Origin of the sequence: Actinoplanes sp. CA-142083, assembly GCF_050942195.1 — a bacterium.
In the GTDB taxonomy this organism is placed as follows: domain Bacteria; phylum Actinomycetota; class Actinomycetes; order Mycobacteriales; family Micromonosporaceae; genus Actinoplanes.
Window position 1 is genome coordinate 7,076,392 of sequence record NZ_CP192076.1, and the last position, 17,234, is coordinate 7,093,625.

The 17,234-nt window shown below is 70.6% G+C and carries 15 protein-coding genes; 4 read left to right on the forward strand and 11 right to left on the reverse strand.

Features of this window, described 5'->3' with window-relative positions; all coding sequences use genetic code 11:
* Positions 1-949: 949 nt before the first annotated feature.
* From ACQPZX_RS32530 to ACQPZX_RS32550, 5 genes are read right to left on the reverse strand one after another with little or no spacing between them, the layout of a single operon-like run.
* Positions 950-1,732: an SAM-dependent methyltransferase gene (locus ACQPZX_RS32530; RefSeq protein ID WP_433363655.1), complete on the reverse strand. Its 783-nt coding sequence runs from the start codon at positions 1,730-1,732 to the stop codon at positions 950-952.
* 16 nt (positions 1,733-1,748) lie between these two features.
* Positions 1,749-3,875: an alpha-galactosidase gene (locus ACQPZX_RS32535; protein WP_433363658.1), complete on the reverse strand. Its 2,127-nt coding sequence runs from the start codon at positions 3,873-3,875 to the stop codon at positions 1,749-1,751.
* Positions 3,872-5,233 carry an ABC transporter substrate-binding protein gene (locus tag ACQPZX_RS32540; RefSeq protein ID WP_433363661.1) on the reverse strand — a complete coding sequence of 454 codons (1,362 nt, stop codon included), beginning with the start codon at positions 5,231-5,233 and terminating at the stop codon, positions 3,872-3,874. Before ACQPZX_RS32540 ends, ACQPZX_RS32535 begins: the two co-directional genes overlap by 4 nt.
* Positions 5,230-6,165 carry a carbohydrate ABC transporter permease gene (locus ACQPZX_RS32545; protein WP_433363664.1) on the reverse strand — a complete coding sequence of 312 codons (936 nt, stop codon included), beginning with the start codon at positions 6,163-6,165 and terminating at the stop codon, positions 5,230-5,232. Before ACQPZX_RS32545 ends, ACQPZX_RS32540 begins: the two co-directional genes overlap by 4 nt.
* A 10-nt stretch (positions 6,166-6,175) precedes the next feature.
* On the reverse strand, positions 6,176-7,105 hold the full coding sequence (locus ACQPZX_RS32550) for a carbohydrate ABC transporter permease (protein WP_433363667.1): 930 nt from the start codon (positions 7,103-7,105) through the stop codon (positions 6,176-6,178).
* A gap of 78 nt (positions 7,106-7,183) precedes the next feature.
* Here ACQPZX_RS32550 and ACQPZX_RS32555 point away from each other — a divergent pair, with 78 nt between their 5' ends.
* A complete protein-coding gene (locus tag ACQPZX_RS32555) occupies positions 7,184-8,362 on the forward strand; it encodes an ROK family transcriptional regulator (RefSeq protein WP_433363669.1) in 1,179 nt (392 codons plus the stop codon).
* Between the two features lie 24 nt (positions 8,363-8,386).
* Here the strand turns inward: ACQPZX_RS32555 and ACQPZX_RS32560 are convergent, their stop codons facing one another.
* A complete protein-coding gene (locus ACQPZX_RS32560) occupies positions 8,387-11,077 on the reverse strand; it encodes a LuxR C-terminal-related transcriptional regulator (protein ID WP_433363672.1) in 2,691 nt (896 codons plus the stop codon).
* Positions 11,078-11,177: 100 nt separating this feature from the next.
* Here ACQPZX_RS32560 and ACQPZX_RS32565 point away from each other — a divergent pair, with 100 nt between their 5' ends.
* Both ACQPZX_RS32565 and ACQPZX_RS32570 read left to right on the forward strand, forming a co-directional pair.
* Entirely contained in the window at positions 11,178-11,531 is a 354-nt protein-coding gene (locus ACQPZX_RS32565) for a VOC family protein (RefSeq protein WP_433363675.1), read from the forward strand.
* Positions 11,528-12,121: a glyoxalase gene (locus ACQPZX_RS32570; RefSeq protein ID WP_433363678.1), complete on the forward strand. Its 594-nt coding sequence runs from the start codon at positions 11,528-11,530 to the stop codon at positions 12,119-12,121. The genes ACQPZX_RS32565 and ACQPZX_RS32570 overlap by 4 nt, the downstream gene beginning before the upstream one ends.
* A gap of 257 nt (positions 12,122-12,378) precedes the next feature.
* Here ACQPZX_RS32570 and ACQPZX_RS32575 read toward each other — a convergent pair whose 3' ends face one another.
* The 5 genes from ACQPZX_RS32575 to ACQPZX_RS32595 form a co-directional block, all read right to left on the reverse strand.
* Entirely contained in the window at positions 12,379-12,738 is a 360-nt protein-coding gene (locus ACQPZX_RS32575) for a hypothetical protein (protein WP_433363681.1), read from the reverse strand.
* A 48-nt stretch (positions 12,739-12,786) separates the two neighbouring features.
* A complete protein-coding gene (locus ACQPZX_RS32580; RefSeq protein WP_433363684.1) occupies positions 12,787-12,927 on the reverse strand; it encodes a hypothetical protein in 141 nt (46 codons plus the stop codon).
* 665 nt (positions 12,928-13,592) lie between these two features.
* On the reverse strand, positions 13,593-13,973 hold the full coding sequence (locus tag ACQPZX_RS32585) for a YybH family protein (RefSeq protein WP_433363686.1): 381 nt from the start codon (positions 13,971-13,973) through the stop codon (positions 13,593-13,595).
* Positions 13,966-14,937 (reverse strand): agmatinase, encoded by a 972-nt coding sequence (speB, locus tag ACQPZX_RS32590; RefSeq protein ID WP_433363689.1) that lies wholly within the window; start codon positions 14,935-14,937, stop codon positions 13,966-13,968. The genes ACQPZX_RS32585 and speB overlap by 8 nt, the downstream gene beginning before the upstream one ends.
* 5 nt (positions 14,938-14,942) lie before the next feature.
* The gene (locus ACQPZX_RS32595; protein ID WP_433363692.1) at positions 14,943-16,475 is read right to left on the reverse strand and encodes a purine-cytosine permease family protein; all 1,533 of its coding nucleotides are present in this window, start codon (positions 16,473-16,475) and stop codon (positions 14,943-14,945) included.
* Between the two features lie 87 nt (positions 16,476-16,562).
* Here ACQPZX_RS32595 and ACQPZX_RS32600 point away from each other — a divergent pair, with 87 nt between their 5' ends.
* The gene (locus ACQPZX_RS32600; protein ID WP_433363695.1) at positions 16,563-17,222 is read left to right on the forward strand and encodes a cyclase family protein; all 660 of its coding nucleotides are present in this window, start codon (positions 16,563-16,565) and stop codon (positions 17,220-17,222) included.
* Positions 17,223-17,234: the final 12 nt, after the last annotated feature.

A 17,234-nucleotide genomic window follows, 5' to 3' on the forward strand; every position in this document is an offset into this window, starting at 1 on the left:
CGCTCGCCGCATCCCCGCACCGCCCGCCGCAGTCGCCGCATCCCCGAACCGCCCGCCGCATCCCCGCACCACCCGCCGCACTCGCCGCATCCCCGCACCGCCCGCCGCAGTCGCCCCACCGCCGCACCGCCCACCGCAGTCGCCGGATCCCCGCACCGCCCACCGCACTCGCCGCACCGCCGCACCGCCCACGGCAGTCGCCGCATCCCCGCACCGCTCGCCCGCAACCCCCGAACCGCTCGCCGCGGCGCGTCCCCTCGCGGCACGTCGCGGCGCCACTCGCCGCAGCCTGGCCCGTTGCAGCACCGTGGCGGTCCGGGCGGGTTGCCATGGCCCGCGGCGTGCATGGTTGCCGTGGCTGCCGCCAGTCGCGCCCCGCCGTATCGCGCCGCCGAATCCCGCTATGTGGCGGCATCTCTCGGCTGATGGGAGCCGGTCCCGGATCCCGACCAGCTGTCCCGATGAGTGAGCGCGCAGCCACAATGCGGGAAACCAGCGACTTCCGCGCCCGAAATATCGCGTTATCGACGGTCACGCCTCCGCGCGCGCAGCCAAGGATGATGAATTGGCGTTCGCGCCGAACAGTAACTCTCCTAGATCTCGGCGCCCGCGCATCTTCGCGGCCAAGCTCGCTCACCCACCAACAACGACGGGACCACCGCCGGCACTGACGAACACGAGCGACCGGCCGCACCCACCACGCACGGGCCTTCGCCACGGCAACCCAGCACAAACGACACGCGCAACCGGCCGCACCCACCCCGACCACGCACCCGCCCCGGCCGTTTGCCACCGGCCCACCCACTGATCGCCGAGCCGGCCGCGACGAGAGAGCGTTTGTTGATCTCTGCGACGCCCACAGGCCATCCCCCGCCCCGGCACTGGGTGGGGTCGAGCAGAGCACGTGGGTATGACAGTTTTGAGATGTCGTCCACAGAGGGGCGTGCCGCTACGGCATCCGGGCAACAGCCGCCCAGATGTTGGCGTCCGTCCGGTCGGCGGCAGGGCCACCGTCGGGCCGCCACTCCGCGACCGGCACGATGCCCGGCTCCACGATCTCCATGCCGTCGAAGAAGCGCGCCACCTCCCCCCGCTCCCGGAACCGGAAGTCCACGCCGTGCGCCCGGTTGGTAGCGTTCGCCGCCGCCACCTGTGAAGCCGGCCAGAAATCGCCGGTGGCGTGGGTGATCGCCAGATAACTGCCCGGCGGCAACGCCCCCACGATCGCCGAGATGGCCGGATAAGCGACCTCGTCCGCGCGGACCAGATGCAGCACCGCCACCAGCAGCACAGCGACCGGCTGCTCCAGGTCAAGCGTTGCCGGAAGCTCCTCCAGGATGGAGGCCGGCTCGCGCACATCGGCATCGATATAAGCGGTACGCCCCTCGGGCGAGCTGGTCAGCAGCGCACGCGCGTGGGTCAGCACGAGCGGGTCGTTGTCGACGTAGACGACCCGCGACGACGGCGCGACAGCCTGGGCGACCTGGTGCGTGTTCCCCGCGGTTGGCAGCCCCGTCCCGATGTCCAGGAACTGCCGGACACCAGCTTCACCCGCCAGGTACCGCACGGCGCGGCCGAGGAACAGCCGATTCATCCGAGCCGCGACCCGGATGGCCGGCACCCGGCGCTCCAGCTCGTCGCCGTACGCCCGGTCGGCCTCGAAGTTGTCCTTGCCGCCGAGCCAGTAGTCGTAGACCCGGGCGACGTGCGCCCGGCCGGTGTCCAGCTCCATCCGGCCACGCTAGTCCTCAACGGACGCGCACGGTGTCCCGTAAAAGCGAAGTCGCTCGGAGCAGCACCAGCCTCTCCGGAAAGAGAGCCGGCGCCTGTACCCCTACGGCGCCCAGCATCCGCCCGGTCAGCTCGACCCCCGAAGTCCACCACGGCGGCGGAGCCTTGGTCGGCCCTTGCGGCTGGTCCCCCGGCGGCAGCGGCTCGACGCGATAGACGGCGTCCGGGTCAAGACCGGGCAGCCGTACGCGTCCCGGCGGCGACCACACCCCGGTGGTCATCGCGACGAGGGCGTAGACGGCCTCGGACCGGTCCCGCGCCGCCACGCCGTGCACCCACAGCGCCGGGTCGGGATGGTCGGAGCGTACGACGGTGCCGTCGTGCAGCAGCCCGCGCAACTCCTTGTAGAGCCGCACCCAAGCCGCCAGCCGCTCCCGGTCGGCGTCGCCGGCCTCGGTCAGGTCCCATTCGATGCCGAAGTGGCCGAACAGTGCCGTCCCGGCGCGGAAGTCGAGGGTGTGCACTCGCCCAGTGGTGTGCGAGACGGTCGGTCCCACGTGGGCGCCGATCATCTCCGGCGGCAGCAGCGTGCCCGTCCAGCGCTGGATGTGCTGCCGCTCGAGCGCGTCGTTGCAGTCGCTGGACCACACCCGGTCGGTCCGTTCGAGGATGCCCAGGTCGACCCGGGATCCGCCGGAAGAGCACGATTCGATCTCCACGCCGGGGTGCCGGGCCCGCAGCTCGTCCAGCAGCCGGTAGACGCGCAGGGTCTGCGTGTGCACGCCCGCCTCGCCGCCCGGCGAGTGGCCCGCGTCGACCAGGTCCCGGTTGTGGTCCCACTTGAGATAGGCGATGTCGTACTCGGACAGCAGCGCATCCAACCGCGAAAAGATGTACTCGTACGCGTCGTCGTGCCCAAGGTCGAGAACTTGCTGATGGCGTGACTCGGGCGGCATCCGGCCACCGGTCGACATGATCCACTCGGGGTGGGCGCGGGCCAGGTCGGAGTCCGGGTTGATCATCTCGGGCTCGACCCACAGGCCGAACTCCATGTCGAGCCCGCGCACGTGGTCGACGAGGGGGTGCAGACCTTTCGGCCAGACCGTCTCGTCGACATACCAGTCGCCGAGCCCGGCGCGCTCGTGCCGTCGATGCCGGAACCAGCCGTCGTCGAGGACGAACCGTTCGGCACCGACCTCCGCGGCGACGTCGGCGAGCGCGGTGAGCTTGGCCAGGTCGTGGTCGAAGTAGACCGCTTCCCAGGTGTTGACGATCACCGGCCTCGGCGAATAAGACCGCCGCAAGTGCCGATGGAATCGCGCGGACAACTCATCCAGACCGCGGCCGTAGGAGCCGTAGAGCCATGGACTGCGATACGACTCGCCCGGCGCCAGCCGCACCTCGCCGGCCAGCAGCAGCTCGCCCCCGCCGAGGAGCGCTACGCCGTCCGGGGTGCGCTCGGCGATCGTACGATGATTGCCGCTCCAAGCCACGTGAATGCCCCAAACCTCCCCGGAGCCGGAACCGAAGCCGAAGCCCGCGGTCCCGGCGGCCAGGACGATGGAGGCGTCCGCGCCGGTGCGCCCGCGCCGGTTCTCCCGCACCCGCGTGCCGAGCGCGAAGGGTTGCCGTTGCGGGATGCGCTCCCGCAGGTGCCGCCCGGTGAAGTCGAGCAGCTCGGTCGCCTCGGCCGGCACCGGCAGCGTCGGCAGCAGCCCATCGAGCGTGAAGACCGATGCGGCGTGATCGTTGGTCAGCGTCGCTCGCTGCCGCACCAGCCCCGACTCGGTCAGCTCCAGCTCCAGCAGCAGCGAGACGCCGGCCGAGGAGTCCCGCGCGGTCACCGAGAGGCGGCGATCGTCCTCCTCGAGATCGACCACGGCGAAGGAGGTCGAGAAGGCCGCGCCGTCGCGATGCCCGGTCACCCCGGGAGTGCCGAGCCACCCGGCCGACTGCTCGGGCAGCACGCTGACCGGCACCACCTGGTCGATGCTGTTGCTGACCCGGGGCGGCACCGCCGCGGAAGCCAGGGCCGCCAGCGGGCCGTCGCCGAGGTCGGCGCCCCAGTGCAGCGCCCGCGGCAGCAGCGGGCCGGAGCAGTCGAGCGCCAGGCTGACCCCGGCGGCGCGCCAGTGCAGAATCATTGAGCAACCTCGAAGAGCTTGTTGAGCTGGTCGTTGAGCGTGGTGAGCGACGACACCGGCTCCGAGCCGATGTAGACGGCGTCCATCCGCGGGTTCATCAGCGCGGTGATGTCGGCGGCGTTGCTGGTCACCGGGAACAGGAACGTGGTCTTGTCCTTGACCTGGTCGGTGAACGGCGTGACGTCGAGCTTCCGCTCGTCCCGGTTGTACGCGATGGCCAGTTCGGTGCCCTCGGGCCGGGCCGGGAACACCACACCGGACTTGCCGATAATGCTCTGGCACTCGCTACCCGAGAGGAACTTGACCCATTTCCCCGCGTTGGAGGGTTGCTTCGACAGCGTGGTGATCGAGTCGGCGAGGCCGTTGAACATCGACGCCCGCTTGCCGGTCGGCCCGATCGGCGTCGGCGCGATGCCGATCTCCAGCTTCTTGCCGGCCGCGTCGGTGAGCTTGGTGAAGGTGGAGATCATCCAGGAGCCGCTGAGGCCCATGGCCGCTATTCCGGACTGGATCTGCTTGTCGGTGCCGACCGCGTTGGCGCCGCCGATCTCCTCGTACGTCGGCATGTATCCCTTGCGGGCCAGGCCGAAGTACCAGTTCAGCGTCTGCTGGAAGGCCGGCTGGTCGAGGTTGAAGTGGGTGCCCCACGGGTTGCGGTCGGTGGCCTGCCAGCCGGCGCTGCCGGTGAACGCGGACCACTGGGTCTGCCCCCAGCCCGCGCCGCCGGAGCCTTCCGCGCTCAGCCCGTGCGTCTTGATGTGGCTCTTGTCGAAGCCGGGCTCGTCGCCGCGCTTGCCGTTGGCGTCGACGGTCAGGTGGGCGACGAGCTTCTCGAAGGTGCCGCCGTCGGTGGGGTTCCAGGTCAGGTCGCCGAGCGTGGCCGGGTCGACGCCGGCCTTCTGGAGCGCGGTCTTGTCGTAGAACAGCGCGATGGTGTCCCAGTCCTTCGGCGACCCGTACCGCTTGCCGTCCTGCCCCTTCCACAGCTCGGCGAGCCCGGGCTGGTAGTCGCCGTCCTGGATGCCGAGGTCGTCGAGCGGGCGCAGCACCTTCAGGTCGACGAACTGCGCGTACTTGGCGAGGTGGTCGGTGAACACGTCGGGCGCGGTGTCGGCGATGAAGCCGGCGGTCAGCTTCTGCCAGTACACGTCCCAGCCGTACTGCGAGATGTGCACCCGCAGGCCGGGGTTCTGTGCCGCGAACGCGTCCGCGCATTTCTGGTAGCCCGGTTGCTGGCCCGAGTCCCACAGCCAGTACTCGATGGTGCCGTTGCCGGCCGGCCCGGTGGCGGCGTCCGCCCCGCTCCAACCGCAGCCGGCGACGAGGAACGCGGAGAAGAAAGCGAGTAAGCGCCTCATTTGATCCCACTGAATCCGATCGAGTTGACGATCCGCTTGGCGAAGAAGCAGAAGAGGATGAGCATCGGCAGCGCCGCCACCAGCGTCGCGGCCATCAGACCCGACCAGTCGGGCCCGGTCTGCGGCGTCTGCGATTTGAAGACGCCGAGCGCGACCGTCAGCACCCGCGACCGGTCGGTGTAGCTGACCATCAGCGGCCAGAAGTAGTCGTTCCACGAGGTGATGTAGGTCAGGATCGACAGGGTCGCGATCGGCGCCGACGCCATCGGCAGGATGAGCCGGAAGAAGACCCGTACCTTGCTGGCGCCCTCCACCAGCGCGGCCTCCTCGACCTCGCGGGAGATGCCGAGGAAGAACTGCCGCAGGAAGAAGACGGCGAACGGGGTCATCAGCATGTTCGGCAGCGCGATGCCGAGCAGCGTGTCGACCAGCCCGAGCTGCTTGATCAGCACGAAGTTCGGCAGCAGCGTGAAAATCGTCGGGATCATCAGGCCGGCCAGGAAGAACGCGAAGACCTTCTCGCGGTGCCGCCACTGCAGGCGGGCGAACGCGTACGCGGCCATCGCCGAGAAGAACACCTGCCCGCCGGTCACGAGCGTCGACACGATGACGGAATTGACCAGGTAGTGCCAGAACTCGATCGGCTGCCCCGCGCCGCCCGCGTCGATCGCCTCCTGGCCGGTCTGCAGCCCGAAGACCCGCGCGAACCCACCCCAGGAGAACTGCACCGGCAGCAGGCTGTCCGACCCGGCGTAGAGGGCGTTGTTGCTGGACAGCGCCGTGCGAAGCATCCAGTAGAACGGGAACAAGGACAGGAAGATCACCAAGATCATAAAGACCCAGGCGATCGTACGGCCGAAGTTGAAGCCCGGCTTCGCGGCCGGCTCGACCGGGGTGGCGGTCGTGGCGGGAGTCGCCGTGGTGGTGGTCATCGTCGCCTCCTCAGGACAGGTCCGACGTCTCGGCCCGGGTGAGCCGGTACTGCACGAAGGTGATCACGACCAGGATGATCAGCAGCGCGACCGACATCGCCGACGCGTAGCCGAACTGGAAGCGGCCGAACGCCATGTCGTAGATGTAGTACTGCAGCACCCGGGACGAGTCGACCGGCCCGCCGCGGGTGGTGATCGCGACGGTGTCGAAGACCTGGAACGACCCGACCACGGTGATGATCAGCACGAGCGCCATGATCGGGCGGAGCAGCGGCACGGTGATCCGGCGGAACATGGTCAGCTCACTCGCACCGTCGCAGCGCCCCGCCTCGTACACGGTCTCGGGAATTGTCTGAAGGCCCGCGAAGATCAGCAGGGCCGTGTAGCCGACGTGCCGCCAGACGTTGATCAGCGCGATCGTCGGGATGACCCAGGCGCTGTCGGACAGGAACGCGATCCGGTCCAGGCCGAGCCATTCGATCACGTGGTTCGCGATGCCGAGCTGGTAGTCGAGGATCCACAGGAAGACCAGGGCGGCCACGACATTGGACACCAGGTAGGGGGTCAGCACGATCCCGCGCAGCCAGGTGCGCCGGGTCAGACGCTGCATCATCACCGCGATCACCAGCGCCACCACGGTCTGCACCACGATGTTGACGAAGACGTAGTAGATGGTCACCTTCAGCGCGTTCCAGAACACCGGGTCCTGGACCATCCGCACGTAGTTGTCCAGGCCGGTCCACTCCGGCGGCGTCAAGAGATTGAACTTGGTGAAACTCAGGTAGATGCCGCGCAGCGTCGGCCACACCATGAAGACCAGGAATCCGATCAGGGCCGGCGCGATGAACGCGATCGCCAGCCGGGTGTCGTCGCGGCGCTTCGGCCGCGCCCCGGTGGCAACCGTGGCCGGCCGGGCAGGGGTGCTCGTGCTGATCGCCATCGTGCCTCCTTATTTACAACCAGATTGAAAATAAGTCGGGGACGTGGCAGTGACAAGGGTCACTCGTAAACTGAGCACATGGTGATGACGAGCCGTCCCGTGACGCCGCGGCGAGGCCTGTCCGCCGCCGAGCTGGCCGTCACCCGGCACCTGCTCGTCCACGGGCCGGCCACCCGGCAGGACCTCGGCGACCGGCTCAACCTGTCCTACGCGTCGACCTCGCGCCTCGCCCGCGCCCTCGTCGACGGCGGCATGGCGTCCGAGGCGCTCGAGCCCGAGCAGGCGGTCGGCCGTCCCCGTCAGGTGCTGACCGCCGTGCCCGGGGCGCGCCACGTCGTGGGTTGCAAGCTGACTGCCGACACCGCGTACGCCGTTGTCTGCGACATGTTCGGCGACGTCCAGGGCACCGCCCGCGCCGCGCTCCCCCGCCCCGGCCCGGAGGGTGGCGTGCCGGTCGCCGCCACCGTCAAGGTCGTCGCCCAGCTCACCGCGCGTCTGGCCCGCCGGGTCCCGTCGCTCGACGGCATCGGCGTCGCGCTGGGCGGGGTCATCGACGCCAGCTCGACCGTCCAGGAGGGCACCTTCCTGGGCTGGCGCGACGTCGACCTGGCCACGCCCCTGCAGGAGCGCACCGGCCTGCCGGTGATCGTCACCAACGACGTGACGGCCCTCGCCCGCGAGCAGCTGTGGTTCGGTGCCGGCCGCACCCATTCCACCTTCGGCGTCGTCACCGTCGGCGCCGGCCTGGGCTTCGGCGTGGTCCGCGAGGGCTTGGCCGTCGATCGCCTCATCGACAACGGCCACCTGCTCGCCCACTCCCCCATCGACGCCGGCGGCCCGCCGTGCGGCCTGGGGCATGCCGGTTGCGCCTCCGCCTACCTCGACCACGACGACGTCGCCCGCCACGCGCCCGCCACGATCCCTCGCCCGATCACCTTCGGCGCCCTGGCAGAGGCCGGCCGCGCCGGCGACTCGCGCGCGGGTCGCTTGCTCGACGACGCGGCGCGGGCCCTCGGGCACGTGGTCGCGACCATGGCCGGCGCGCTCCAGACGAGGTGCGTGGTGCTGGCGGGCGAAGACGTGGCCGCGCTCACCGAGTCACCGGCCATGAGCGAGGTCATCGCCGAGCGCTTGCGCCCCGGCCCGAATGAGGTGCAGCGCTGCGCCCTCGAGATCGTCACTACCCCGCTGACCTTCACCGACTGGGCCCGGGGCGCCGCCGTAGCGGGAATCCAACACGTCCTCGGCGGCGTCTGAACACGGCCCTCGGGCCGGCCCGGCTCACCGCTCAGCGAGCCCTAGGTCCGCGAGCGCGGCCTCGCCGGCCGCGCGGCTCTCCCCGCCCGCGCTGCTCTCCCCGCCCGCCAGCAGCAGTGTTCGAGCTCGCTGATACGGGCAGCCCGCGGCCTCGAACGCGATCGCGGCGGCGAGAAGCCGTTCACGGTCGTCGGCGAGCAGGGCGGCGGCGCGGTCGACGATGGCCTCGGCGATCGGGTTTCCCGCGACGATCCCGCCGGCGGCCGCGAGGTGCTCAGCCGCCTCGGGATGGCCGGCCAGCACGGCGGCCTCGGCGCGCAGGGCGACGTGCCAATGCTGCAGGATGCCCGGCAGCCATGCGCCGTCGAGCTCCTTCAGGGCGAGCTCGGCCTGCCCGCGGTGCAGCAGCCCGATGGCGTCGAAGGCCGGGCTGTAACCGGCCCGGTCCTCGGGTCCGACACCCAGCTGGTCGAGGACGTCCAGCCATTCGGCGCGGGCGGCCTCGTCGCCGCGCAGGTCGTGGATCATCGCAACGGCGGCGGCGACCGGCCCGAAGCTGCGAACCGGCGGCCGTCCCTCCCGGCTCCAGGCGTCGAGGAACCGGCCGCTCACCGCGACCACATCGTCGGCCTGCCCGGCGAGGGCGTCGGCCATGAGCAACTGCGCCGTGGCGACATGCCCGGCCTCGGCCAGCGGCGGCAGGTCCCGCAGCATCCGGCCCCACCGTCGCGCGGCGCGCAGGTCGCCGACGCCGATGCCGGTCGCCGTGGCGATCTGGAGGGCGTCGATCAGCTCATCCGCGGTAGCCGGGGTGAGAGGCAGGGCCTCGAGCAGCTCGACCCGGCGGCGCGCGGTGGCCGCGGCCCCGAAGGTGTCCCCCGCCTGCCGCCGGGCACCGGTCAGCGCGAAGAGCGCCGCGGCCTCCGCCACCGGATCGCCGAGCCGGCCGGCCAGCTCCACCGCCCGTTCGGCCAGAGCGGTCAGGTCAGTCGGAACCTGCTCGGCGAAGAACGCATAGCCCGCGGCCGCGCAGTCGCCGAGGGCCACCGCCGCCTGCGCCGCGGGGTCGTCCCCGGCCAGCTCACGCGCACGGTCGAGCAGCTTGCCCGGCTCCTCGCGCGGCGGCAGCTGAGCAAAGGTCCCGGTTTTCCGGAAGTAGGTGGTGCTCGCCATGGCCAGGTCACGCGCCGGGCTCTCGGCGATGTCAGCAGCGGCCTTCCACAGGCGATAGGCGTCGTCGCCACGCATCCGGCAAGCGGCCACATTCGCAGCAGAACGCAACGCCGAAGCGTCGGCTCCCAGGGCGGCTGCCTGCTCGTAGCGCTGCTGAGACTCCCCGATCAGGTTGCGGCGGAAAGCGAGCCCCGCCAACGCCAGCGCCAGGCCGTAATCGGGAGTTCGCCCCAGCGCGGCCCGCAAGTCGTCGGCCACCGCGTCGAAGCGCGCTCGCCAGTCGCCGCCGGTCGCCTCGCCCAGTTCGCCCGCCACCGCGAGGCACCACAGCAGATGCCGGGCGTGGGTGGCATCCACCTCGCCGGCCCCGGCCAGCAGCTCGGACCCGTACTGGCGGATCGTCTCCAAAGCCTGATAGCGCGTGCCTCCGGGCGCCGGGCTCACGGTCAGCAAGCTCTGCTCGGCGAGGCGGGCCAGCCCTTCGACAACCTGGCCGGGCTCGAGCGGGTCGAAGCCGGCCACCGCCGCGGCGGCCGCGGCGGTGAACGGCGAGACGAACACCGACACGCGCCGCAGCAGCGCCAGGTCGGTCTCGGCGAGCAGCGCCCGCCCCCAGTCCAGCATCGCCCGCACCGAGCGGTGGCGGTCGTCGGCCCGGTAGCCGCCGACCAGCAGCCGCAGGTGGTCGGCGAGGCCGGCGGCCAGCCCGTCGAGCCCGAGCGCGGGCAGCCGCGCCGCTGCGAGCTCGATGGCCAGCGCCACCCCGTCGAGCTTCTGGCACACCTCGGCGACCTGATCGCGTTGCCCGTCCTCGACGACCCAGCCGACGGCCCGCGCCCGATCGATGAAGAGCCCGACGGCATCGGAAGCGAGGGACAGCGGAGGAACCGGATAGACCCACTCGAAGGGGACCATCAGCCGGGCCCGGCTCGTGATCAGCACGCGCACCTGGGGGCAGCCGCCCAGCAGCCGCTCGACGAACGGCGCCACCCCGTCGGTCAGGTGCTCGCAGTTGTCCAGCACCAGCAGGGCCCGCCGGTCGGCGAGCGCGGTCAGCACCGAGTCGTCGAGGTCGCGGCCCGGTTGCTCGCCGAGCCCGAGCGCGGCCGCCACCGCCGGGCCGACCATCGCCGGGTCGGTGACCGGCACGAGGTTGACGAACCAGACGCCGTCGGCGAAATCGCCGGCCAGGTCGGAAGCGACGGCCAGAGCCAGCCGGGTCTTGCCCACGCCGCCGGGACCGACGGCGGTGACCGCCCGGTTGGCGGTGACGGCATCGCGCAGCGCCTCGCGCTCCCGGGCGCGGCCGATGAATGGGTTGACCGGCGACGGGAGCCGCACCGGCGCCTTCGCGGCCGGGGCGAGATCGGCCAGCGCGCGACGGTCCACCGCGCCGAGCTTGCGCAGCAGCGACGACACATGGCTCTCGACGGTGCGCACCGAGATGAACAGCTTCGCGCCGATCTCGGCGTTGCTGAGGTGCTCCCCCACCAGCGCCAGGATCTCGGCCTCCCGCGCTGAGATCTCCGGCTGCTTCGTCACAAAACCCATCCTGCCGTACGGCTCCGTGAGCGTGATCCGTGGTCCGCTCCGTGCTCACCACGGATGCGAGCGGAACGGCACCGGCGGCAGGCTCATAGCCATGAACCACGGCATCAAGACCATCATCGTCCCGGTCCGGGACCTGGACGCCGCCCGGGCGCTCTACGAGACGGTCCTGGGCGTGGCGCCGTACGCGGACGAGCCCTACTACGTCGGCTTCCGGGTCGGCGACCAGGAGATCGGCCTCGACCCGAACGGCCACAACCACGGGATGACCGGCCCGGTCGGGTACTGCCACGTCGGCGACGTCGCCGCGGTGCTCGCCCAGGCCGTCGACGCGGGATGGCGTACGCGTCAAGGTGTCAAAGACGTCGGCGCGGGGCAGCTGGCCGCCGTCGTGGAAGACCCCAGCGGCAATATTCTCGGATTCCTCGAACGTAAGGACCTGTCATGACCTCCATCGACCACATCACCCTCGAAGTTGCCGACATCGCGAACGCCGAGCGCTTCTACACCGGGGCCCTCGACCTGGGCGCCAAGGTGCGCCTGCGGGCCTCCGAGGCGCCGACGACCGGCTTCCGCGGCTTCACGCTGTCGCTGCTGATGTCCCAGCCCTCGACGGTCAACGCCCTCATGGACGCCGCGGCCGAGGCCGGCGGCAAGACGCTGAAGCCCGCCGCGAAGTCGCTGTGGGGCTACGGCGGCGTGCTGCAGGCGCCGGACGGGACCATCGTGACGTTCGCGTCCTCGTCGAAGAAGGACACCGGCCCCGCCACCCGGCAGATCGACGACGTGGTGATCCAGCTGGGCGTCGCGGACGTGGCGGCGAGCAAGCGCTTCTACGTCGCGCGCGGCCTTGAGGTGGGCAAGAGCTACGGCAGCAAGTACGTGGATTTCGCCGGCACCGTGAAATTGGCGCTCCTGAAGCGCAAGGCCCTGGCCAAGGCCGCCGGCGTCGCCCCGGACGGCGAGGGCTCCCACCGCTTCACCATCGGCAGCGACGCGGGCGCGTTCACCGACCCCGACGGTTTCGGGTGGGAGTGAGGATCCAGTAGGCGAGGTCGCCCTGGCCGTTGGACTCGCCGACGTCGGCCAGGCCGTCCAGCGCCCGTTCCAGGAGGCCTGGGCCGCGTCGAAGGCGTAGTGGTCGCCGCGCGGCAGCAACGTGGCGGCGGCCAGCTCACCCTCGGCGACGTCTTCCGGGCCGGCGTCGTCGCCTCCCTTGGAGGGGCCTGTCCAGACCTGCACGGAGTCGGGGCGCGGGTCCCCCTGCGCAAGCGTTTCCACGCACCGCCGGAAGTTCACGAACGCGACTCGCAGCCCACCACCTGGATGACGACCGGACGCGACAGCGCCGAAGCGGCGAAGTCAGCTAACTGACTAACCCAATACGCGACGGCCGCCTGACCGCCCTCGACTCGCACCAGGGCCGCCGCGCCGGACAGCGCCGCCGGGCCGGACGGCGCCGCCGGGCCGGACGGCGCCGCCGGGCCGGACGGCGCCGCCGCGTCGGGCAGCGGCGCCAGGCCTGGCGACAGCTGGTCGACCCGGCGCGCGCCCAGCCTGCCGGCGACGGCCTGGCACCAACTCTTGAAGCCGGTCACGGCGGGCCCAGTCACCACCCCCGCGCCCGGCGGCGCGGAGGCCAGCTCGGTCAGCACCCGCCGGTCCAGGTCGCCCGCCGGCGCCGGCGGTCCGAACAGCGGAAGCTAGTCAGTCCCCCGGTCGCGTTTCGGCGACCGCAGCTCGCACGGTCCCAACTCGAGCCGCTCCCCCGCCGCCTGGATCGCCTCGAGGGCGAGCAGCGTCAGCCGGTAGCCGAGCAGCCGTCCAGCCGGCCCGCGCGCCAATCCACGAGGCGACCCTATCGGAATCTTGATGAATTGCCCCGCACGAAATTGGCATGATCGAACACCCGTTCGGGCTTACCGCCGCATTCCTCGGGATGGGAGAATCAGGTATGCGGCAGTTGGAGTTCTTCACCCGGTCTCAATTGACGGTAATGCGTGATCGCACGGCGTCGCGCCGCTATTCGCCGGAGAAGGAAGAGTTCCGCCGCCAGCAGGCACGGCGTCGAGATTGGGGGCTCATCCAGCGGTATGCGCAAAAGCTGCGCCGACAGCACAGCAGCGACGAAGTGCGGGAGATGCTGAAGGGCATCGGACCCAGCCGGGCAGGCCGAGCATCGCCGCCCACGGCTCCGCCGGCGCCGCCGCCCGCCCGGTGCACGCCGCCGTCAGCGTCCGGGCCGGCGTCGCAGCTTCGACCCAGCTCCGCGCCCCAGCTCACGCCACCGCACGCAGCCCAGCCCACACCGCCGGTCGAGCGGCGGCCCGCGTCCACGTCCGCGCTCCGGGTTTCACGGCGGCCGGTACGAATCTTCAGCCGCGCTCTCGACGATGTCGTTGGCCTATTCTATCGGGCACAGAATTTCGCACCGACGCGGCCGGCATTCTCCGCGCTGGGTAAATCGGCGGCTGCGTGGGGCTCTGAATTATTGCCATGGCGGAAATGGTCAGGACGGGTCGGGGCTGAGGTGTTCGTGGACGGCCAGCCAGCGGCCGTCGGCTTCGCGGTGGAAGACGATTGTTTCTCGTTCGTTGAGGGTCTGCTCGGCGCCGTCCAGAAAGACTACTGTGCGGACTCGGTGGGTGAATACCGCTATGTCGCCGAAGTGCTGCACGTTCTGGTCGGAGGACTCGCAGGAGCGGACGTGGAAACCCGACTGCTCCCAGCCGTACCAGATCTGCTCGTAATCGGACCGGGAGCGCAACGGCGTCTCGTGGGTGTGGAAGATGAAGGTGGCGTCGGCGGCGAAGCTGCCGAAATAGGCCTCGGTGTTGTGCGCGGCGAAGGCCTCCACCAGGTTCCGCGCCGCTTGCAGGACGTCAGTCATTCTTCTTCCCCAGGGCTAGCGCGGAGAGGATCTCGTAAACCGTGTGCGACGCCGCGATGCCGGTTATCTCGGCGTGGTCGTAGGCGGGAGCGACCTCGACGACATCCGCCCCGACCAGGTTGAGCGAGCCGAAAGTGCGCAGCACCGCCAGCAACTCGCGGCTGGTCATGCCGCCGGCCTCGGGGGTGCCGGTGCCGGGCGCGAAAGCCGGATCGAGCACGTCGATGTCGATGGAAAGGTAGACCGGGCGGTCGGCGACGCGCTCGTGGATGCGCGAGGCGATGCCGCGCGCGCCCAAGTCGTCGATCTCGACGCTGGGCACTACGTGGAAGCCCAGTTCGTGGTCGTCGTGCAGGTCGCTGGTGGAGTAGAGCGGGCCGCGCGTGCCCACGTGCAGGCAGCCTGAGCGGTCGATCAGGCCCTCCTCCGACGCGCGCCGGAACGGGGTGCCGTGGGTGTGCGCCGCACCGAAATACGTGTCCCACGTGTCCAGGTGCGCGTCGAAGTGCACCACGGCGACCGGGCCATGGCGAGCGGCCATGGCCCGCAGCAGCGGCAGCGCGATGGTGTGGTCGCCGCCGATGGTGACCAGGCGGTGGGAACGTTCCAGCACCGCGCGGGCGCCGGCCTCGATCTGGCCGATCGCCTCCTCGATGTCGAACGGGTTGATGGCCAGGTCGCCGGCGTCGACGACCTGCTGGCTCGCGAACGGCGAGATCCCGGCGGCGGGATTGAAGGGCCGCAGGAGCCGGGACGACTCGCGGACGTGCGTGGGGCCGAAGCGCGCGCCGGGACGGTAGGAGACGCCGGCGTCGAACGGCACGCCGAGCACGGCGACGTCCACGTCGGACACCTCGTCGATCTGCGGGAGCCGGGCGAAGGTGGCGGGCCCGGCGAAGCGGGGAACGACGGTCGCGTCGACCTGGCCGACGCGACCGTCCTGGAGAATCCGGGGAACGTGCATTTTTCCTACTCGGTAGCGGCGGCACGGACCCGGTATCGCGAGGCCGTGTGGTCATCGACGATCTCCGGCATCGGGCCGTCGGTGCTCGGGACACCGCGCGGGCCGTCCGGCCCGAAGACATAGCGAGGCTCCGGGAAGACAACGATCAGGCACACGTACGCGACGGCAGCGGTCCCGATCGACACGAGCAGGCTGATGTCGACGCCGCCCGCGACGTTGCGGAACGGGCCCTCGATCAGCGGCGGATAGTTGGCGAACAGCAGGCCGGCGATCGCGGACGGGATCCAGGCCGCCATGCCGCGCCAGTTCACGCCGTGGTGGAACCAGTACGCGCCGCCCCTCTGACCCTGGTTGAAGACCTGCAGGTCGGCCGGCCGGTAGTGGGCGCGGCGAACGACGTACCCGATCGTCATGATGATCATCCAGGGGGTGGTGCAGATGACGATCGCGCCGATGAACGCGTTCACGCTCGCCATCAGGTCGAAGGCGAGGCGCCCGACCAGGATGAACACGAAGGCGAGCGAGCCGATGCACAGCGACGCCTGGACCCGGTTGAGTCGCGGGAACACCGACGAGAAGTCCAGGCCGGTGCCGTAGAGCGAGGTGATGCCGGTGGAGAGGCCCCCGAGGAACGCCACGACGATGAGCAGCACCGCGTACCAGGCCGGCGAGGCGTTGATGAGCGCCACGATGTAGTCGGCCTCCCCCGCGACCAGCGTCGCGGTGAAGACGCCGAAGAGGAACGGCACGAGGGTGGCGAGCTGGGCGAACAGGGTCGCGCCCAGCAGGCGTACGGGTTTGGTGGCGGCCGGGATGTAGCGGGACCAGTCGCCGAGGAACGCGCCGAAGGAGATCGGGTTGCCCATCACGATCAACGCGGAGAGTACGAACGTCGGCCAGAACGTGCCGAGCGCGTACGCGTCGGGCCCGGGGTTGTAGCCGAGGTCGAGCTTGCCGCTGTACGCCAGGGCGCCGAGCAGGATGAGCAGCGTGTTGCCGACGACCACAACCTTGTTGACCAGCAGCATGAACGCGTACCCGTAGATCACCACGACGATCACGATCGCGCCGAGCACCGCGTAGACGACGCCCCGCAGCAGGTCGGAGTCGTCCACCCCGGCCAGCCGCACCAGCGCGCCGACGACCGCGTCGCCGCTGACCCAGACCGAGATCGAGTAGAACGCGATGGCGGTCAGCAGCGACAGGAACGAGCCGACCACCCGGCCCCGGACGCCGAAGTGGGCGCCCGAGCTGACCGCGTTGTTGGTGCCGGTGAGCGGCCCGAACAGGCCCATCGGCATGAGAATGAGGGCGCCGACGACGACGCCGGCCACGGTGGCCGCGACGGCCTGCCACAGGGAGAGCCCGAGGATGACGGGGAAGGTGCCGAGGATGACGGTGGCGAAGGTGTTGGCGCCGCCGAACTGGATGCGGAACAGGTCCAGCGGGCGGGAGTGCCGGTGCGAGGCGGGGATGGTGTCAATGCCGTGCTGCTCGACCTCGGTGACTCTGGGCCGCGCGGGCTGTGTCTCGGTCATGCGCATTGTCCTTCGTCTAGGACTCGATGCTCGGGGAGCGTAGGCGTAAGTTTCACGTCACGCAACGGTTGTTGCCTAGGAGGAAAAATGCGCATCGTCGATCTGTCCGTGCCGGTCGGCCCCGGGACGCAGGTCTACCCGGGCGATCCGGTCCCCCGGTTCACGGTGCACGCGACCGTGCGCGAGGACGGGTTCAACCTGCTTCACCTGGAGGTGGGTTCCCAGACCGGCACCCACGTCGATGCTCCGTACCACTTCCGCGACGACGCGCCCCGGCTGCACGAGCTCGACCTCGGGTTGTTCGTCGGCCCGGGGGTGCTGCTCGACGTCCGCGGCGCCAAGGCGCGCGAGCGCATCACCTGGGAGCGCCTTTCCCCGTACGCCGATCGGCTCGGCCCGGGCGTGATCGCGCTGATCTGCACCGGCTGGTCCGCCCACTACGGCACGCCCGCCTACTTCGACCATCCCTACCTCGACGCCGACGCCTGCCGGCGGATGCTCGACCTCGGCGTGCGCACGTTCTGCCTGGATGCGATCAACATCGACGAGACCCCGGACGAGACGCATCCGGGCGACGGCTACCCAGTCCACCATCTGATCGCCGAGGCCGGCGGCGTGATCGGCGAGAACTTCCGTAACCTGGAGCAGGTCGACTTCCCGAACCCCATCGTGTCCTGCCTCCCGGTCGCCTTGGAGAATGCCGACGGGGCTCCCGTACGGGCGGTCGCGATGCAGCTGGAGGAGTGAAATGGCAGGCCA

Bases quoted from the DNA above. Each gene is read 5' to 3' on its own strand.
- ACQPZX_RS32530 (WP_433363655.1), bottom strand. From the start codon at position 1,732: ATGGAGCTGGACACCGGCCGGGCGCACGTCGCCCGGGTCTACGACTAC.
- ACQPZX_RS32535 (WP_433363658.1), bottom strand. From the start codon at position 3,875: ATGATTCTGCACTGGCGCGCCGCCGGGGTCAGCCTGGCGCTCGACTGC.
- ACQPZX_RS32540 (WP_433363661.1), bottom strand. From the start codon at position 5,233: ATGAGGCGCTTACTCGCTTTCTTCTCCGCGTTCCTCGTCGCCGGCTGC.
- ACQPZX_RS32545 (WP_433363664.1), bottom strand. From the start codon at position 6,165: ATGACCACCACCACGGCGACTCCCGCCACGACCGCCACCCCGGTCGAG.
- ACQPZX_RS32550 (WP_433363667.1), bottom strand. From the start codon at position 7,105: ATGGCGATCAGCACGAGCACCCCTGCCCGGCCGGCCACGGTTGCCACC.
- ACQPZX_RS32555 (WP_433363669.1), top strand. From the start codon at position 7,184: ATGGTGATGACGAGCCGTCCCGTGACGCCGCGGCGAGGCCTGTCCGCC.
- ACQPZX_RS32565 (WP_433363675.1), top strand. From the start codon at position 11,178: ATGAACCACGGCATCAAGACCATCATCGTCCCGGTCCGGGACCTGGAC.
- ACQPZX_RS32570 (WP_433363678.1), top strand. From the start codon at position 11,528: ATGACCTCCATCGACCACATCACCCTCGAAGTTGCCGACATCGCGAAC.
- ACQPZX_RS32585 (WP_433363686.1), bottom strand. From the start codon at position 13,973: ATGACTGACGTCCTGCAAGCGGCGCGGAACCTGGTGGAGGCCTTCGCC.
- speB (WP_433363689.1), bottom strand. From the start codon at position 14,937: ATGCACGTTCCCCGGATTCTCCAGGACGGTCGCGTCGGCCAGGTCGAC.
- ACQPZX_RS32595 (WP_433363692.1), bottom strand. From the start codon at position 16,475: ATGACCGAGACACAGCCCGCGCGGCCCAGAGTCACCGAGGTCGAGCAG.
- ACQPZX_RS32600 (WP_433363695.1), top strand. From the start codon at position 16,563: ATGCGCATCGTCGATCTGTCCGTGCCGGTCGGCCCCGGGACGCAGGTC.